Source organism: Frigoribacterium sp. AC394 (genome assembly GCF_979258095.1).
Map to the genome: position 1 here is coordinate 3,039,107 of NZ_OZ409834.1, position 15,500 is coordinate 3,054,606.

Below are 15,500 nucleotides of genomic sequence, written 5' to 3' on the forward strand. Positions count from 1 at the left end.
CGACGGCCCAGCGCATGTCGACCGAGCCCTCGACCCCGTCGATCCGTCGGGCGAGCTCGGCCCAGGGGAGTCGACCCGCGATGCCGGTGACCAGGGCGTCGGTCACCTCGACGACGCCCGTGGAGGTACGGAAGCGCGTCACGAGGACGTTGGTGTTCGCGACGTACCGGCGCTGCACCTCGAAGTCGTCGTCGACCGGCCGCAGCTCGATGCGACCGCCTTTCCCGGCGTCGACGATGCCCGAGAACACGGGGTCGGAGTTCAGCTCGGGCATCGGGAGCCAGTCGATCTGCCCGTCTCGGGCCACGAGGGCGACGGTCCGGCCGTCGCCGATCGCCCCGTACGACCGCAGGGCGATGTAACCGTCTTCTCGGGGCTCGGGTCGGTGCCACTCGCCGGCGGCGCGCGCGGCTCCGGGGTCGGTGGTGGCGGCGGTGTCGTCGGGTCTGTCCAGGAGATCGGTCACCTCGTCTACGGTGGCCCGGCGCGCCTCCTCGTGCTCGACCTCGCAGCCATCTGTGAGCCGCGGGGCGATCGGGCGGCCCTGTGGGGGACAGAAGGCGTCGCGGTGGGCGGTCGCCTGATAGACCGGAGGGATGGCCCTCCCCACCGGAACGACGACCGAGCCCCGCCTCCTCCTCGACGCGAAGGCGGTGCTCGTCGAGAGCCCCGTCTGGGACGCCGACGCCGCGGAGTGGATCTGGTGCGACATCACGCCCGGTGTGCTGCACCGCACGAGCGCCGACGGGACGCGCGACCGCACGACGCAGCTGCCCGCGCCCCTCGCGAGCTTCCAGCGTCGCCGGGGTGGCGGACTGATCATGGCGCTCGGCGACCGCATCGTCACGACCGACGACGAGGGCGGCGACCTGCACGAGATCGCGCACCTGCCGCACCGGCACGACGGCATCCGCTTCAACGAGGGCAAGTGCGACCCGTTCGGCGCCTTCGTCGTCGGTGCGATGGACGTCACCGACGAGGTCCCCGACGGCCTGATGTACCGGATCGGCCCCGACGATGCCGTGACGCGCCTCCGCGGCGGCTTCACGACCTTCAATGGCCTCGAATGGAACGACGACGGCCGCACCATGTGGTTCACCGACACCGGCGTGAAGACCATCTTCCAGGCCCAGTGGGGCCCCGAGGGCGACCTGTCCGAGGTCGTGCCGTTCACGAGCGGCGGCATGCACGACGGTCTCGTGCGCGACGAACGGGGCGAGTTCTGGGGCGCGATCTACGGCGAGGGCGTCGTCGTCCACCTCGACCAGGACGGCGATCTCATCGACCGCATCGAGTTCCCGGCGCCGCAGCTGACCGGCATCGCGATCGGCGGTCCCGACATGTCGACGCTCCTCGTCGGCTCGGCCCGCGAGAACATGAGCGACGACGAACTGGCCCGTGCTCCGCTGAGCGGCGGCCTCTTCACCGTCGAGCTCGACCGCCGCGGTCGCGAGAGCTTCCTGTTCGGCTGAGCGGACGGCCCACCCGGCCGAGGGGACGAGCCGTCAGGCCGAGCGGACGGCCCGTCCGGAGACGGACGGCCCGTGTCGACCGGGCCGCCCGTCTCCCGGGTGGGGGACCGTCAGATGCGGCCGGCCAGCTCGACGTCGCCGGGCGTGCACTCGCGCACGACCTCGCGGGCGGCGTCCCGAGCGCCCTCGACGTTCCAGAGCAGCACGCCCTCGACGCCGTCCTCACCGAGGTAGTACGCCACGGCGCGCCCCTCGCCCTTGTCGTCGAGCACCGTCTCGAGTGAGGCGTCGAGGGTGCCGACGGCCTCGTACGAGATGTCGAACACCTTCGAGTAGTAGTACGGCGTGTGGTCGTAGACCTCGTCCGAACCGGCCATGATGCGGCCGACCGCCGCGCCCTGCGACTTCGCGTTGTCGACGTGCTCCACACGGCGCCGACCGAGGATCGCGTCGGGGTAGTCCGCGACGTCACCGGCCGCGAACACATGCGGGTCCGAGGTCCGGAGCCTCTCGTCGACCACGACGCCGTCGTCGGTGTCGAGACCGGCGTCGGCCGCGAGCGAGTCGTCGGGCGAGATGCCCAGTCCGACCACCACGGCGTCCGCGTCGAGGGTCGACCCGTCGTCGAGCACGAGGTGCACCCCGGCGTCGTCGGCCGTGCCGCTCTCGACGCGACGGCCGCGGGCCAGCTCGACCCGCGCCTCCTCGAACGCCTTCTCGAAGGTCGCCGCGATCGGAGCCGGGAAGATCGACCCGCCGAGCACGTCGTCGGGGAACACGAGGGTGACCCGCGTGTCGTTCTGGGCGAGGGCGGCGGCGATCTCGGTGCCGATGTAGCTGCCGCCGACCACGGCGACGTGGCGTCCGTCGCCCGAGAGCTCGCGCAGCCTCCGGTAGTCGGCCGCGGTGCGGAAGTACACGACCCGGTCGTCGTCGGGCAGGTCGAGTGCGGTCGGGCTGCCGCCGGTGGCCAGCAGCAGACGGCCGTAGCCGACCGTGTCGCCGTCGCTCGTCGTGACGGTGCGTGCCTCGCGGTCGATCGACTCGACCATGGTGCCCAGGCGCAGCTCGGCGCCCGACTCCTCGACGGTGCCGAGGTCGTTGTCGGCGGGGGTGTAGTCGGGGTCGATCCAGAGCTTCTTCGACAGCGCTGGTCGGGTGTAGGGGGCGTCGACGTCGGCGCTGACGATCAGGATCGTCGCCTCGGGGGTGGTCTCGTGGATGGCCTTCGCCGCGGCGTCTGCGGTCATTCCGCCGCCGACGATGACGTGGTCGTAGCTCGTGCTCATGGTGTCGATCCTCTGGACGAGAGACGGCACCGCCCAGGAGGCGCGGGTCGCGCGGTCCAGGACGGTGCCGTCAGGGGGTGGTCGGGTCAGTTGGCGATGGCGCCGACGCGGTCGAGACCCTCGGCCGCGGCCGACTCGTCACGATCGCGGGTCTTGGGCGTGCGGGCGTCCTTCTCGGGGTGGCGGTTCTCGGCCCCGGTCATCCAGGCGAGCTGCTCGAGGCGCTCGAGGATGCTGTGCAGCACGTCGGCCGTCGTCGGGTCCTCGTCGTCGATCTCGTCGTGCACGGTGCGCATCGTCTCGGTGACGGCGTACATGCGGTCGACGATCAGGTCGACGACGGCGGTGGTCTCGACGGGCCCGGCGGGGAACTCCTCGAGGCTGGTGTTCTTCGTGACGACCGCCGAGCGGCCGTCGGGGATGAGGTACACGGCGCGCATGCGCTCGGCGACCTCGTCGGAGAACTCGCGGGCCGCGTCGACGATCTCGTCGAGCTGCAGGTGGAGGTCGCGGAAGTTCGAGCCGAGGAGGTTCCAGTGGGCCTGCTTGCCCTGGAGGTGCAGCTCGATGAGGTCCACGAGGACCTTCTGCATGTTGTCGCGGAGGGTGTCGGATCCCTGGAACATGATGTCTCCCGTTCGTCGTGGGTTCGTTTCGGAGTCTGTGCACCGGCGGGTGCATCGCACCGGTGGGTGCGTCGTGGACGATAGACCCCCGGGGCCGGGTCCTCTCAGATTGCGGGGGACGACCCCGGGGTGATGTGCGGCGTGCTCCCAGTTCTGGGGGGAGGGGCGGTGAGGGAACCGGTTCCCAGCTCCGAGCGCGGGTGATAGCTTCTCGATAGCGGACGAGTCGATACCCGTCGGCATCGGACGACATCGATGGGCCCGCGGAGTCGGGTCGGTCAGGCCTAGAGGGGGGCGCATGGTTGCGAGGACGACGGTCACGGCCGCGGAGTCGACGGAGATCGTCCGACTCCGTCGCGAGATCGAGAGCGCCTGGGGCGCCTTCGACGACATCGAGCTGATGGAGTGGGACCACCGCGTGCTGGTCGTGCGGAGCATCGTCGGGTCGCTGCCCGACGCCGCGAGCGCCGCCGCCCGGGCCGGGCACGGCGACTTCGCGTTGCAGCTGCTGCACGACGCCGCGCGCTTCCCGCCGCCGTGGGCGAGCATCTGCAGCAAATGGGACGCCGCCCTGGCCATGTCGGTCGAGATCGTCGAGAGCCTCGCCTGCTCCGAGAGCGAACTGCTCGGCCAGCTCTGAGGCGCTGGCCCACCGCCGCGCCTAGCCTGAGCTCATGACCGACGTCCCCTCCCGTGAACGGCCGGGGCGACGCCGGGTGAGTCTCCGCCGGTTCGTCCGGTGCCTCGTGCTCGACTACGTCTTCGTCTGGCGGGTCCATCTCGACCCGCCGTCGAAGCGGTCCGTCCCCCGGGCCTACCGCGAGGGCGATCGGGCCCCGGTGCTGCTGCTGCCGGGCGTCTACGAGACGTGGCGGTTCCTCCGTCCGGTCGCCGATCGGCTGAACGCCCTGGGGCATCCGGTGGTCGTCGTGCCGGGGATGCGCCACAACCGGCGTCCGATCGCGACGACCGCCGAGGCGGCGCAGGCGGTGCTCGACGCGCACGACCTCCGGGACGTCATCGTGCTCGGTCACAGCAAGGGCGGTCTGATCGGAAAGACCATGATGGTCTCGACCGACGTCGACCGGCGCATCGCCCGCATGGTGACGGTCAACAGCCCGTTCTCGGGCACGCGGTGGTCGACGGTGCTGCCGAATCCGGCGCTGCGGGCGTTCTCGCCGCGCGACGCGGCCCTCCTCCGCCTCGCCGACCAGGTCGACGCGAACGCGCGGATCACCTCGATGGCGTCGCGGTTCGACGCGCACGTCACCGAGGGCAGCGTGCTGCCCGGTGCGACCAACCTCGAGTTCCCGGTCGACGGGCACTTCCGCCCGCTCGGGAACGCGCGGTGCCAGGCGCTCATCATCCGAGCGGTGCAGGGCGAGCCCGAGGGAGGCGCGGCGCCGGTCAGCCGATGATCTCCTCGCGCACGCGGCGGAGGTCCTCCAGCAGAGACCCGACCAGAACCCAGTTGTCGGGGTCGGGGCGGAGCACCTGCACCGGCGAGGTCAGCGCCGGGGTGTCGTCGGGCGGCGTCGACGAGGCGGGCCGGCCCGTGTCGGCCGGGCGCGCCTCCTCGGTGGTCCGGGCCAGGAGGCGGACGTCGTGCGCCGCGCGACGGAGGTCCTCGGCGATGCTCTGCACCACGGGGTCGTCCGCCAGACCCGGGTCGTAGTTGTCGTGCACCGAGCGGACCATGCCGACCACGCGGTTCACCAGCACGGTCAGGCGGTCGAGCAGCGCCCCGTCGGCCTCGAGCACCGAGCGGTTGCGGCTGGCCCGGGGGTTGAGCTGCAGACTCTCGACACCGGCCGTGACCGCCGAGGAGGCGCGGGCCTGGGCGGCGCGCAGCGCACGGGCGTCGTCGAGTCCCGCCCGCAGCCGCGCCGAGTCGACCGGCTCGGAGAGCACGGCGGCGGTCTCGTCGAGCACCGACGCGATGTCGCGGGCGAGACGGCCCACCGCGAGGTGAGCGGGCGCGAGCAGCACCGGCGGCACGATCAGGGCGTTCACCGCGAGGGCGATCGCCGCGCCGATGATCGTCTCGAGCACCCGGTCGAGCGCGTAGTCGGGGGTCTGCGCGCCGATGGCGAGCACGAGCATGGCCGAGATCGGCACCTGGTTCGCCGAGCTCGGCGTGAGCCGGAACGCCCAGGCGACCAGCAGGCTGACGACGACGATCACGAGCACGATCCAGGTCGCGTCGCCGAAGACGAGACCGGCGGCGAAGGCGATCAGCACCCCGGCGATGACGCCCACGCTCCGCTCGAGACCGCGGACGAACGACTGGTTGACGCTCGGCAGCACCACGAGCAGCGCGGCGATGGCGGCGAAGATCGGCAGCGGCTGCTGCAGCAGGGCCACCGAGGCGAACCAGGCGGCGATGACCGCCGCCGACGTCTTGACGACCTGCAGCAGGGGCGTCCGCTTCGACTGGCGGATGCGCGACGCCACTCCCATGCGCGGCAACCCCCTCGGCAGGGGTCTCACGCGACGGGACGGCACGGGCCCAGACTACCGATCGCGCTGAGCGGTCCATCACGATTCGATCACCCCGCGGCCCTGCGCGCACGGTGCTCGTCGCGCGGGCTGGTTCACTGACGGGGTGTGGCCCAACTCGGCGGAGATCCTCCCTGCAGCGTTCGCGAACTCCGGTGTGACCGTCGTCTCGTTCCGACCGCACTCCGTCGAGCCCTCGGGCGCCGGGTTCCTCTACGGCTACGAGGTCGACACGGTCGACGCCCTCGGCGCGACCGCCACCGTGCTCACCTTCATCGACACCGACGCCCGCGCCGCCGACGGCTCGTCGGTGCTCGCCACCGACCCCGGCACCGGGCGGCCCCTCGCCGTCTGGGCCTACCCGGCCGACCCGATGCTGCCCGCGCTCGCCGGCGTCACGTTCCCCGACCGCGTGGTCGAGTCGCTCGCCGCCCTCGGCATCGTCGTGACGTCGCCGACGCTGACGGTCGCGGCCTACCGACCGGGCAAGCGCGCCGTCATCCGGCTCGACTCCGCCGAGACGACGCTGTTCCTCAAGGTGATCCGCCCCGATCGCGTGGCCCCGATCGTCGACCTGCACGCGGCGTTCCGCAGCAGCGGCGTCCCGGTGCCGGCCGTGCTCGCCTCACGCGCCGACGGGCTGCTCGTGCTCGAGCGGGTGCCCGGCGAGCCGGCGGGGCGGCATGTGCTCGCCCTCGCCGACGACCCGCGCTTCGTCGACCAGCTCGTCGAGATCGGGCGCCTGACGGCGACGGTGCCGGTGGTGGCGGCCGCGCAGTCCGACGCGCTCGACCACGGCGGCTGGCACCGCGCCACGCTGCTCGGGCAGCTGCCGCGGCGGGCCGCCGAGATCGACGCGGTCTACGCCGAGATCGACCGGCTCCGGGCGAGCTGGGTCGGCGATCCGCTGACGGTCATCCACGGCGACCTCCATCTCGAGCAGCTCTTCGTCGACCCGGCCGAGCCGTGGCGCGTCACCGGCGTGCTCGACATCGACACGGCCGGGGTGGGTCACCCTGCCCGCGACGCGGCGGCGCTCGTCGCGCACCTCGTCGTCACCGGCCAGTGGCACCGCGGCAACGGCGACGAACCCGAGGCCCGCGCCTGCGAGCGCCTGGCCGACGAGGTCGCCCGCGTCTGGAGCGACCGCGTGCCGCAGTGGGCCGAGCGCCTGGCGCCGGCCGTCGCCTCGCAGCTGCTCGCCCACGCCGGCGGACAGGCGACCCTCGGAACCGAGACCGGTCGCCGCAAGGCCGTGCAGCTGATCGCCGCCGCCGTCGGCGCTCTGCGGCTGCCGGCCGCCGAGTCGGACGCCGGCGACTGACCGTCGCGACACACGAGGAGGCGCGGGTGGCGTCGGCCGCCCGCGTGCGCGTAAACTGACCGCAGCATCACCGCCCGCGTCGTCGACCGACCCGGCCCGCCACGAGGCCCCGTCCTCGTCCGGTCCGCTCGTGCCCGTCGGTACCGTCGGGGCGTGGTGACCCGTCTCTCTACGGACACCACAGCTGCATCCACGTCCAGCCCCACCGCGGGCACGGTCGCGCGCATCGGGCGCCGACCTGCTCGCACCGTCGTCGCCACGACGACACAGCACCGTCGACGCCCGCGTCGACCACGAGGAGGAGCCTTGGCTCGACCAGGCCAACGTCAATCGGGCGGAACACGCACCGCCACCCGTTCGAACCGTCGCCGCGAGGTCGACAACGACGGGCTGATCCCCGTCCTGGCCCGCGCGGTGCGCGAGGTCGAGGCCGCGGCCCAGCGGGGCCAGGTGAAGCCCTCGTCGCGCACCAAGTTCCAGGTCGTCGCGCTGCTCATGCGAGAGGAGCGCGCGCGTGTCAAGGTCGACAAGGCGATCAGCGACTCCGAACGCGCCGAGCAGATGAAGCGCCTCGACGGCGTCGCGCAGATCCTCGCCAAGACCGCGGCCCGCGACACGTCGCTGATCGCGCTCCTCGCCGAGGAGGCCGTCGTCTCCGAGACCGCCAAGGCCCTGAAACGCGACCTGCAGATGTCGGCCGGTCTCGAGCTCGCCCCCGAAGAGCTCGTCATCGTCACCGAGAAGGCCCCGGCCCCCGTCGCCTCCGAGCGTCAGGTCGTGCCGCAGTCGGTCATCTCGCGTCAGCTGGCGAACCCGTTCCTGCCGCCCGACTTCTCGCTGGCCGAGGTGGCCCGCGAGGCGCACCCCGTGCGACTCGCCAACTGGGAGCTCTTCGGCCCCCTCTTCAAGTCGTTCGAGTACGGCGCGGGCGGCGGCCCCGCCTGCATGCCGCTGCCCGACCCCACCACCGTCGACGCCCCGGCCGGCGCCACGCTGATGCAGCACCAGGCGCAGCTCGTCGAGTCGGCCCGACAGGGTCACCGCACCTACCTGCTGGCCGACGAGCCGGGTCTCGGCAAGACCGCCCAGGCCCTCCTCGCCGCGCAGGCGGCGGACGCCTACCCCCTGCTGGTCGTCGTCCCCAACGTCGTGAAGACGAACTGGGCCCGCGAGGTCCAGCTCTGGACCCCGACGCGCAGCGCCACCGTGATCCACGGCGACGGCGAGAACCTCGACGCGTTCGCCGACGTCGTCATCGTCAACTACGAGGTGCTCGACCGCCACGTCGGCTGGCTCGGCGAGCTCGGCTTCAAGGGCATGATCGTCGACGAGGCCCACTTCATCAAGAACAAGGAGTCGCAGCGGTCCCGCCACGTGATGCAGCTGTCGCAGCGCATCCGTCAGCGCACGGCCCACCCGCTGCTGATGGCCCTCACCGGCACGCCCCTGATCAACGACATCGAGGACTTCCGCGCCATCTGGGAGTTCCTCGGCTGGATCGGCGAGAAGAAGCCGAACGCCGAGCTGCTCGAACGCCTCGAAGACGCCGGTCTCACCCCGGCCGACCCCGGCTTCTTCTCGTCGGCCCGCGAGATCGTCATCGACATGGGCATCGTCCGCCGCCGCAAGGTCGACGTCGCTGCCGACATCCCGGCCCGCCGCGTCGCCGACCTGCCCGTCGAGCTCGACGACGAGGTCGGTCGCTCGATCCGCGAGGCGGAGCGCGAGCTGGCCCGCCGCCTCGTCGAGCGGTACCGGTCCGCCCTGTCGACCCGCACCTCCGGCGTCCGCGTCGACGGCGTCGACCACGACCTCGTCCGCCAGGTCGCCCGATGGGAAGCTCGAAGACAGCCGCTCGTCGTCGTCGGGCGAGAACGTCTTCAGCATGGTGCGCCGCATCGGGCAGGCGAAGGCCGGGCTCGCCGCCGACTACACCGCCCAGCTGGCACGGAACGTCGGCAAGGTCGTCTTCTTCGCCAAGCACATCGACGTCATGGACACCGCCGAGGCGACCTTCGCCAAGCGCGGCATCAAGTACGCCTCGATCCGCGGCGACCAGACGCCGGCCGTGCGCCAGCGCCAGATCGACGCCTTCGTGAACGACCCCGAGGTCGCCGTCGTGGTCTGCTCGCTGACCGCCGCCGGCGTCGGGCTCAACCTGCAGGTCGCCTCGAACGTCGTGCTCGCCGAGCTGTCGTGGACGGACGCCGAGCAGACGCAGGCCATCGACCGCGTGCACCGCATCGGCCAGGAGGAGCCGGTCACCGCGTGGCGCGTCATCGCCGCCCAGACGATCGACACCAAGATCGCCGAGCTGATCGACAGCAAGGCCGGGCTCGCCGCCCGGGCCCTCGACGGCGACGACAGCGAGCTCTCGGCGTCGACCGACGTGCAGCTCGACGCCCTGATCGCGATGCTGACCGAGGCCCTCGGCGGCTGACGCGTGGTGCGACCGGCAGCGAGCCGGTCGCTGTCCCCTGCGCGCAGTGCGGGGGGCGCCTCCCAGAGAGCGCGGGTTCAGTGGGGCCTGAACCCGCACTCGACCCCTAGGAGCACACCATGCCCGAGATCCAGGGCTACGCCCACGTCGCCATCACCGTGTCCGACCTCGACACGAGCCTGCCGTTCTACGAGAAGCTCCTCGGCGCCGAGCCCGTCGGACGCATCCAGCTCGACGGTCTCGACCGCCACCTGTTCCCGGTGGGCAACGGGCAGATCCTCGGCGTGACCGCCTACACGCACGGCTCGGCCGACGTCTCGAACCCGACCACCCCCGGGCTCGACCACATCGGTCTCGCCGTCGCCGACCGCGACGGGGTCGTCGCCTGGCAGCAGCAGGCCACCGACGTCGGCATCGAGTCCGACCTGCAGGACGCCGACTTCGGTCACGCCCTCATGGTGAAGGACCCTGACGGCAACCAGATCGAGTTCTTCGCCCCGCGCGCGCAGAGCTGATCCGCACGGCCCGCACCGCGCCTCCTCGGCTCCGGTCGGGTCCGCCTGCGGAACGACGGACGGCTGCCTCGCATCGATGCGGGGCAGCCGTCGGGTCGTCGGGAGGACGAAGGAGGCGCGGTTACAGTCCGAGCTTCGCCTGCACGTCGGCGAGCGAGGGGTTCGTCGCCGTCGAGCCGTCGGGGTAGATGATGGTCGGCACCGTCTGGTTGCCGTCGTTGACGCTCTGGACGATCTCGGCGGTGCCGGGCACCTCCTCGATGTTCACCTCGGTGTAGGCGATGCCCTGCTTGCCGAGCTGCTGCTTGAGACGGGCGCAGTAGCCGCACCACGAGGTGCTGAACATCGTTATCGATCCGGCGGCGGGGACGTAGGCGGTGGCGGTGTCACTCATGATCCGAGCCTAAGCCTGGTCGGCGGTGAACGGCGGGGGAGTTGGCTGGGAGCCGCATCAGCACACCACGAGGAGGAACCCCATGACCGACACGGTCGCCGACCAGATCATCGCCCAGCTCGTCTCCGCCGGGGTCCGGCGCATCTACGGCATCGTCGGCGACAGCCTCAACCCGATCGTCGACGCCGTCCGGCGGACCGGGGGATCGGCGAAGGGCGGCATCGACTGGGTGCACGTCCGCAACGAGGAGGCCGCCGCGTTCATGGCCTCCGCCGACGCGCAGATGAGCGGCGAGCTCGCCGTCTGCGCCGGGTCGTGCGGCCCCGGCAACCTGCATCTGATCAACGGCCTCTACGACGCCCATCGCAGCCGGGCCAAGGTCCTGGCGATCGCGAGTCACATCCCGAGCTCGATGATCGGCTCGGGGTACTTCCAGGAGACCCACCCCGACCGGCTCTTCGTCGAGTGCTCGGGCTACAGCGAGATGATCTCGACGGCGCCGCAGTCGCCCGGTGTCGTCGCATCGGCGATCCGCCACACCCTGGCGGGCGAGGGAGTCAGCGTCATCACGCTGCCCGGCGACATCGCCGAGCTGGACGCCGCCGGTCGCGTGCCCACCCCCGTGACCGTCGGTGCCGCCGAGCTCGTCCCCGCCGCAGCCGACGTCGAGGCTCTGGCCGACGCGATCAACCGGGCGAAGACGGTGGCGCTGTTCGTCGGAGAGGGCGGCCGGGGCTCGCACGACGAGATCATCGAGCTCGCCGACCTGATCGGCGCGCCGATCGGGCACAGTCTGCGCGGCAAGGACGTCATCCAGTACGACAACCCGTTCGACGTCGGCATGACCGGGCTGCTCGGCTACGGGGCGGCCCACGCGGGCATCCACGACGCCGACCTGCTCGTGCTGCTCGGCACGGACTTCCCGTACCCGCAGTTCCTGCCCGACGGCGACGAGGTGACGATCGCGCAAGTCGACGTCAAGGCCGAGGTGATCGGTCGTCGGGCCGACGTGCACGTGCCCGTCCACGGGGCGATCGCGCCGACCCTCCGTGCGCTCATGCCCCTCCTCCGCCGCAAGAAGAGCCGGAGGTTCCTCGAGAAGACCCTCAAGAAGCACGACCGGCTGATGTCGGGCGTCGTCGGCGCCTACACGAAGGACGTCGAGGGGATGCGGCCGATCCACCCCGAGTACGCGGCCTCTCTGGTCGACGAGGTCGCCGCCGACGACGCGATCTTCACCGCGGACACCGGCATGGGCAACGTCTGGGCCGCCCGGTACATCACCCCGACGCCCGAGCGACGCATCTTCGGCTCGTACCTGCACGGGTCGATGGCGAACGCGCTGCCGCACGCGCTCGGAGCGCAGATGGCGTTCCCCGAGCGGCAGGTCGTGTCGATCTCGGGCGACGGCGGACTGTCGATGCTGATGGGCGAGCTGGTCACGGCGCAGATGTACCGGCTGCCGGTCAAGATCGTCGTGTTCAACAACAGCACGCTGGGCCTCGTCAAGCTCGAGATGCTGGTCGACGGGCTGCCCGACTTCGGCGTCGACGTGCCGTACACCGACTACGCGGCCGTCGCGAGGGCGATCGGCATCCACGCGGTGCACGTCGACGACCCGCGCGACCTCCGCACGGCACTGGAGGCGGCGTTCGAGCACGACGGACCCGCCCTCGTCGACATCGCCACCGACCCGAAGGCGCTGTCTCTGCCGCCGACGATCAGCGGCGCTCAGGTCAAGGGGTTCTCGCTCGCCCTGTCGAAGATCGTCATGAACGGCGGCGCCGGCGAGGCCGTGGCGATGGCCCGGTCGAACCTCCGGAACATCCCCCGGCCGTAGGCGCCGCGCGCCAGGGCGCGCCGCGCCGCGCGCCGCGCCGCGCCGCGCGCCGCGCCGCGCGCCCCTGCGCGTCGAGGTGACTCGAAACGGCCCCTTCGGGGCGTCGAAGCGCTGTTTCGAGTCACCTCGTTTCGGGGGAGGTGGCCCCAGCGCATCGAGGTGACTCGAACGGGCGTGGGGGAGCCGAGGCGCCGCGCCGCCCCGCGCCCCGCGCCGCCCCGCGCCCCGCGCCGCCCCGCGCGCCGTGCTCCCCCCCCCGCCCCCATCGATGTGACTCGAATCGGGCCCTCCGGGGCTCAGAGGCGCCTTTTCGCGTCACCTCGTTTCGGGGGCCGCGGCCCCTGTGCATCGAGGTGACTCGAAAGGCCGCTTCGGGCGGGCCGAGGCGCCGCTTCGCGTCACCTCGTCGAGTGCGTCAGGAGGCTGGGACCATCGCCGCGCCTCCTCGGCTCGGCCGAAGCTCGCCCCCGCACCGGTGCGATTCGCGACCGAACCGGGCGAATCGGTGGCGCAGAGCCGCTTGATACCGGCGTGTCGGCCAACTCTGGTCGGGTCTGGTACGCGGGGGAGGTGCGGTGCCGGTCGGGTTCGGTACGCCGAGGAGGTGCGGTACCGGTCGGGTTCGGCACGCCGAGGAAGTGCGGTGCCGGTCGGGTTCGGCACGCGGGGGAGGCGCGGTGCCAGCCGGGTCTGGCACGCCGAGGAGGCGCGGTGCCAGCCTGCAAGAGACCCGGATCCCCTCAGACCCGGCTCCCGGCAGGCGCGGCAGATGCGGCAGACCCCGCAGGCCCGACCGGCCCGGCCAGCGCGACCGTCAGCCGACGGCCGGCGTGCTCCGCGCCGCCAGGCGGGCGACCGCGGTCAGCGGGATGCTGATCCAGTCGGGCCGGTTGCGGCTCTCGTAGATCGCCTCGTAGACGGCCTTGTCGATCTCGAAGGCGTCGAGCAGCGCGCGGGCCGCACGGATGTCGACACCGGACGACGCGATGTAGCCGTCGACGAAGGCCTTCCGGGCGTCGTGGGCCCACTCGCGGGCGTCGACCGGCGTCGACTCGTGGGCGAGAGATCCGGCGACGTAGTCGAACGAGCGCAGCATCCCGGCGATGTCGCGGATCGGCAGGTCGGGGCGCGAGCGCTCGGGCATGGGCCGCAGCGGTTCGCCCTCGAAGTCGATCAGCATCCAGCCGCGCTCGGGCGACAGCAGCGCCTGTCCGAGGTGCAGGTCGCCGTGGATGCGCTGCAGGTCGGGCCAGGCGAGATGACCGGCTGCGTCGTAGACGCGCGAGATGGCGGCTTCGTGCTCGGCGATCTCGGGCACCTCGCGGGCCGCCGTGGCGATGCGTCGGCGCATGCTGACGAGGGCGCCGTCGATCTCGTCGGGCCCCGCGGCGACGCTGCCGAGCTCGACGGCGAGGGTGGCGTGCATCTCGGCGACGGCCACTCCGAGGGCGTGCGCCTCGGCGGTGAAGTCGGTGCCGGCCGCCGCGGCCGCGAGCGCGACGCGCCAGGCGTCGTCGAGCCCGGGCAGGAACTCCTGCGAGAACGCGAGGTGACCGGTGGCGGTTCCGCCGTCGCGGCCCGGGTCGGTCCAGGTGGCGCGCAGCGAACCGAACGACGACGGCACATGGGTCGAGCCGCCGCGGGTCAGCGACGCCTGGGTGGTGACGTCGGGGTTGTCGCCGTGGTGCAGCACCCGGAAGACCTTGGCGATCACGTGCTCGACCGGTCCGCCCTCGACGTCGTAGATGATCGAGGTGTTCGACTGCTCGCCCGACAGCACGCGCGAGCGTCGCACCGTGCCGGGGTCGACGATGCGGGTGCCCTCGACGGAGACGTCGGCGCCGTCGATGCGCGCCTCGTCGGTCATCGTGCGGAGCAGCTCGCGGGCGTAGGCGGGGTCGTGCGGCCCGTCGTAGAGGTAGCGGCCGTCGGCCGAGCCGATGAAGGCCGCGTCGCCGCCGGGAAGCGGTGCGTCGCGGCTGACCAGCGGCACCTGGTACAGCACGGGGGTGTCACCGGCCTCGTCGATGATCAGCAGCGTCAGGGCGAGCGCGTCGCCGAGATCGGACTCGTACGACCCGATGACCCGCAACGCGGGCGTCCGCCCCTTCGTCGCGTACCAGCGCTGTCGCGCCATCCATCCGGCAAGACTCGGTGCCACGTCGCTCATGCGACGACCCTACGCCCGACCGGCCGAGGAGGCGCGGCGCGAGCCCCCGAGGAGGCCCGGCCGAGGAGGCGCGGCGCGAGCCCCGAAGAGGCGCGGGCCGGCCCCCGAGGAGGCGCGGCGCGAGCCGGTGCGGCGAGGGCCCCCGAGGAGGCGCGCGCGGCTCGACGACGTCGTCCCGACTCCCTCGCGCGGCGGATCGGTCGCCCCCGACCCGGCGACCGGCTACAACTGGAGGCATGAGCCGCACCGAGCAGACCGAGATCGAGCGCAAGTACGACGTCGACCAGGCGACCGTCGTCCCCGACCTGGGCGGGGTCGCCGGGGGAGGGCTCGTCGTCGGGCGCACCGAGCCGCGACCCGCCGTCGAGCTGGTGGCGACCTACTGGGACACCGACGACCACGTGCTCGTCGCCGCCCGGACGACCCTCAGGAGGCGCGAGGGCGGAGGCGACGAGGGCTGGCACCTCAAGCTGCCGCCGCAGGCCGGCACGACGGGCCGCCGTGAGGTGCACTGGCCGCTCGGGTCCGCCGACGAGCCGGTGCCCGACGACCTGCTGACCCTGGTCGAGGGCGTGCTCGGCGGGCGCGCGGTGCGCCCCGTGCTCCGGCTGGCGACGACCCGCTCGGTGCTGATGCTGCTGGCAGGCGACGACTCGGCCCTCGCCGAGGTCGCCGACGACGTGGTCACCGCGACGCGGCTCGCGTCGGGCGCCGAGCGTCGCTGGCGCGAGTGGGAGGTCGAGCTCGCGCCGGGCGTCGACGGCGAGCCGGGCGAGGGTCTGCTCGACGCGGTCGAGCAGCGTGTCCTCGCCGCCGGGGCCGTCGTCTCGTCGTCGCGGTCGAAGCTGGCCAGGGGCCTCGGGACCGAGGGCTGACCTGGCGGCGGCCGCCCGCTCGGCCGACCCGCGCCTCCTCGGAGTCCGCCCGCTCG

General features: G+C 72.5%; 12 protein-coding genes and 2 pseudogenes. 8 read left to right on the forward strand and 6 right to left on the reverse strand.

Annotated elements, in window-relative coordinates; all coding sequences use genetic code 11:
• Positions 1–25: 25 nt before the first annotated feature.
• Positions 26–712: pseudogene (locus ACZZY9_RS14180) on the reverse strand (trehalase-like domain-containing protein); the annotation flags it as partial.
• Here ACZZY9_RS14180 and ACZZY9_RS14185 point away from each other — a divergent pair.
• Positions 597–1,472 carry an SMP-30/gluconolactonase/LRE family protein gene (locus tag ACZZY9_RS14185; RefSeq protein WP_463464559.1) on the forward strand — a complete coding sequence of 292 codons (876 nt, stop codon included), beginning with the start codon at positions 597–599 and terminating at the stop codon, positions 1,470–1,472. The pseudogene ACZZY9_RS14180 and the gene ACZZY9_RS14185 overlap by 116 nt on opposite strands.
• A 110-nt stretch (positions 1,473–1,582) precedes the next feature.
• Here ACZZY9_RS14185 and ACZZY9_RS14190 read toward each other — a convergent pair whose 3' ends face one another.
• Together ACZZY9_RS14190 and ACZZY9_RS14195 are read right to left on the reverse strand one after the other, a co-directional pair.
• Positions 1,583–2,761, reverse strand: coding sequence for an NAD(P)/FAD-dependent oxidoreductase (locus ACZZY9_RS14190; RefSeq protein WP_463464560.1), 1,179 nt, complete (start codon positions 2,759–2,761; stop codon positions 1,583–1,585).
• An 86-nt stretch (positions 2,762–2,847) separates the two neighbouring features.
• Positions 2,848–3,387 carry a Dps family protein gene (locus tag ACZZY9_RS14195; RefSeq protein ID WP_463464561.1) on the reverse strand — a complete coding sequence of 180 codons (540 nt, stop codon included), beginning with the start codon at positions 3,385–3,387 and terminating at the stop codon, positions 2,848–2,850.
• 298 nt (positions 3,388–3,685) lie between these two features.
• Here ACZZY9_RS14195 and ACZZY9_RS14200 point away from each other — a divergent pair, with 298 nt between their 5' ends.
• Positions 3,686–4,027, forward strand: a complete 342-nt coding sequence (locus ACZZY9_RS14200) for a hypothetical protein (protein ID WP_463464562.1) — start codon at positions 3,686–3,688, stop codon at positions 4,025–4,027.
• Positions 4,028–4,061: 34 nt separating this feature from the next.
• Entirely contained in the window at positions 4,062–4,805 is a 744-nt protein-coding gene (locus ACZZY9_RS14205) for an esterase/lipase family protein (RefSeq protein WP_463464563.1), read from the forward strand.
• Here ACZZY9_RS14205 and ACZZY9_RS14210 read toward each other — a convergent pair.
• Entirely contained in the window at positions 4,795–5,892 is a 1,098-nt protein-coding gene (locus ACZZY9_RS14210; RefSeq protein ID WP_463464564.1) for an FUSC family protein, read from the reverse strand. The two genes, ACZZY9_RS14205 and ACZZY9_RS14210, sit on opposite strands and share 11 nt — an antisense overlap.
• A 100-nt stretch (positions 5,893–5,992) precedes the next feature.
• Here ACZZY9_RS14210 and ACZZY9_RS14215 point away from each other — a divergent pair, with 100 nt between their 5' ends.
• The 3 genes and pseudogenes from ACZZY9_RS14215 to ACZZY9_RS14225 all read left to right on the forward strand — a co-directional run bounded on the left by ACZZY9_RS14215 (position 5,993) and on the right by ACZZY9_RS14225 (position 10,165).
• Positions 5,993–7,210 carry a phosphotransferase family protein gene (locus tag ACZZY9_RS14215; RefSeq protein ID WP_463464565.1) on the forward strand — a complete coding sequence of 406 codons (1,218 nt, stop codon included), beginning with the start codon at positions 5,993–5,995 and terminating at the stop codon, positions 7,208–7,210.
• A gap of 306 nt (positions 7,211–7,516) precedes the next feature.
• Positions 7,517–9,650, forward strand: a pseudogene (locus ACZZY9_RS14220) (DEAD/DEAH box helicase).
• Positions 9,651–9,769: 119 nt separating this feature from the next.
• Positions 9,770–10,165 (forward strand): VOC family protein, encoded by a 396-nt coding sequence (locus ACZZY9_RS14225; RefSeq protein WP_463464566.1) that lies wholly within the window; start codon positions 9,770–9,772, stop codon positions 10,163–10,165.
• Positions 10,166–10,286: 121 nt separating this feature from the next.
• Here the strand turns inward: ACZZY9_RS14225 and ACZZY9_RS14230 are convergent, their stop codons facing one another.
• A complete protein-coding gene (locus tag ACZZY9_RS14230; RefSeq protein ID WP_055794805.1) occupies positions 10,287–10,559 on the reverse strand; it encodes a mycoredoxin in 273 nt (90 codons plus the stop codon).
• An 82-nt stretch (positions 10,560–10,641) separates the two neighbouring features.
• Between ACZZY9_RS14230 and ACZZY9_RS14235 the strand changes: the two genes are divergently transcribed.
• On the forward strand, positions 10,642–12,399 hold the full coding sequence (locus tag ACZZY9_RS14235; protein ID WP_463464567.1) for a pyruvate dehydrogenase: 1,758 nt from the start codon (positions 10,642–10,644) through the stop codon (positions 12,397–12,399).
• A gap of 814 nt (positions 12,400–13,213) precedes the next feature.
• Here ACZZY9_RS14235 and ACZZY9_RS14240 read toward each other — a convergent pair.
• Positions 13,214–14,569, reverse strand: coding sequence for a maltokinase N-terminal cap-like domain-containing protein (locus tag ACZZY9_RS14240; RefSeq protein WP_463464568.1), 1,356 nt, complete (start codon positions 14,567–14,569; stop codon positions 13,214–13,216).
• A 236-nt stretch (positions 14,570–14,805) separates the two neighbouring features.
• Between ACZZY9_RS14240 and ACZZY9_RS14245 the strand changes: the two genes are divergently transcribed.
• The gene (locus ACZZY9_RS14245; protein WP_463464569.1) at positions 14,806–15,444 is read left to right on the forward strand and encodes a CYTH domain-containing protein; all 639 of its coding nucleotides are present in this window, start codon (positions 14,806–14,808) and stop codon (positions 15,442–15,444) included.
• Positions 15,445–15,500: the final 56 nt, after the last annotated feature.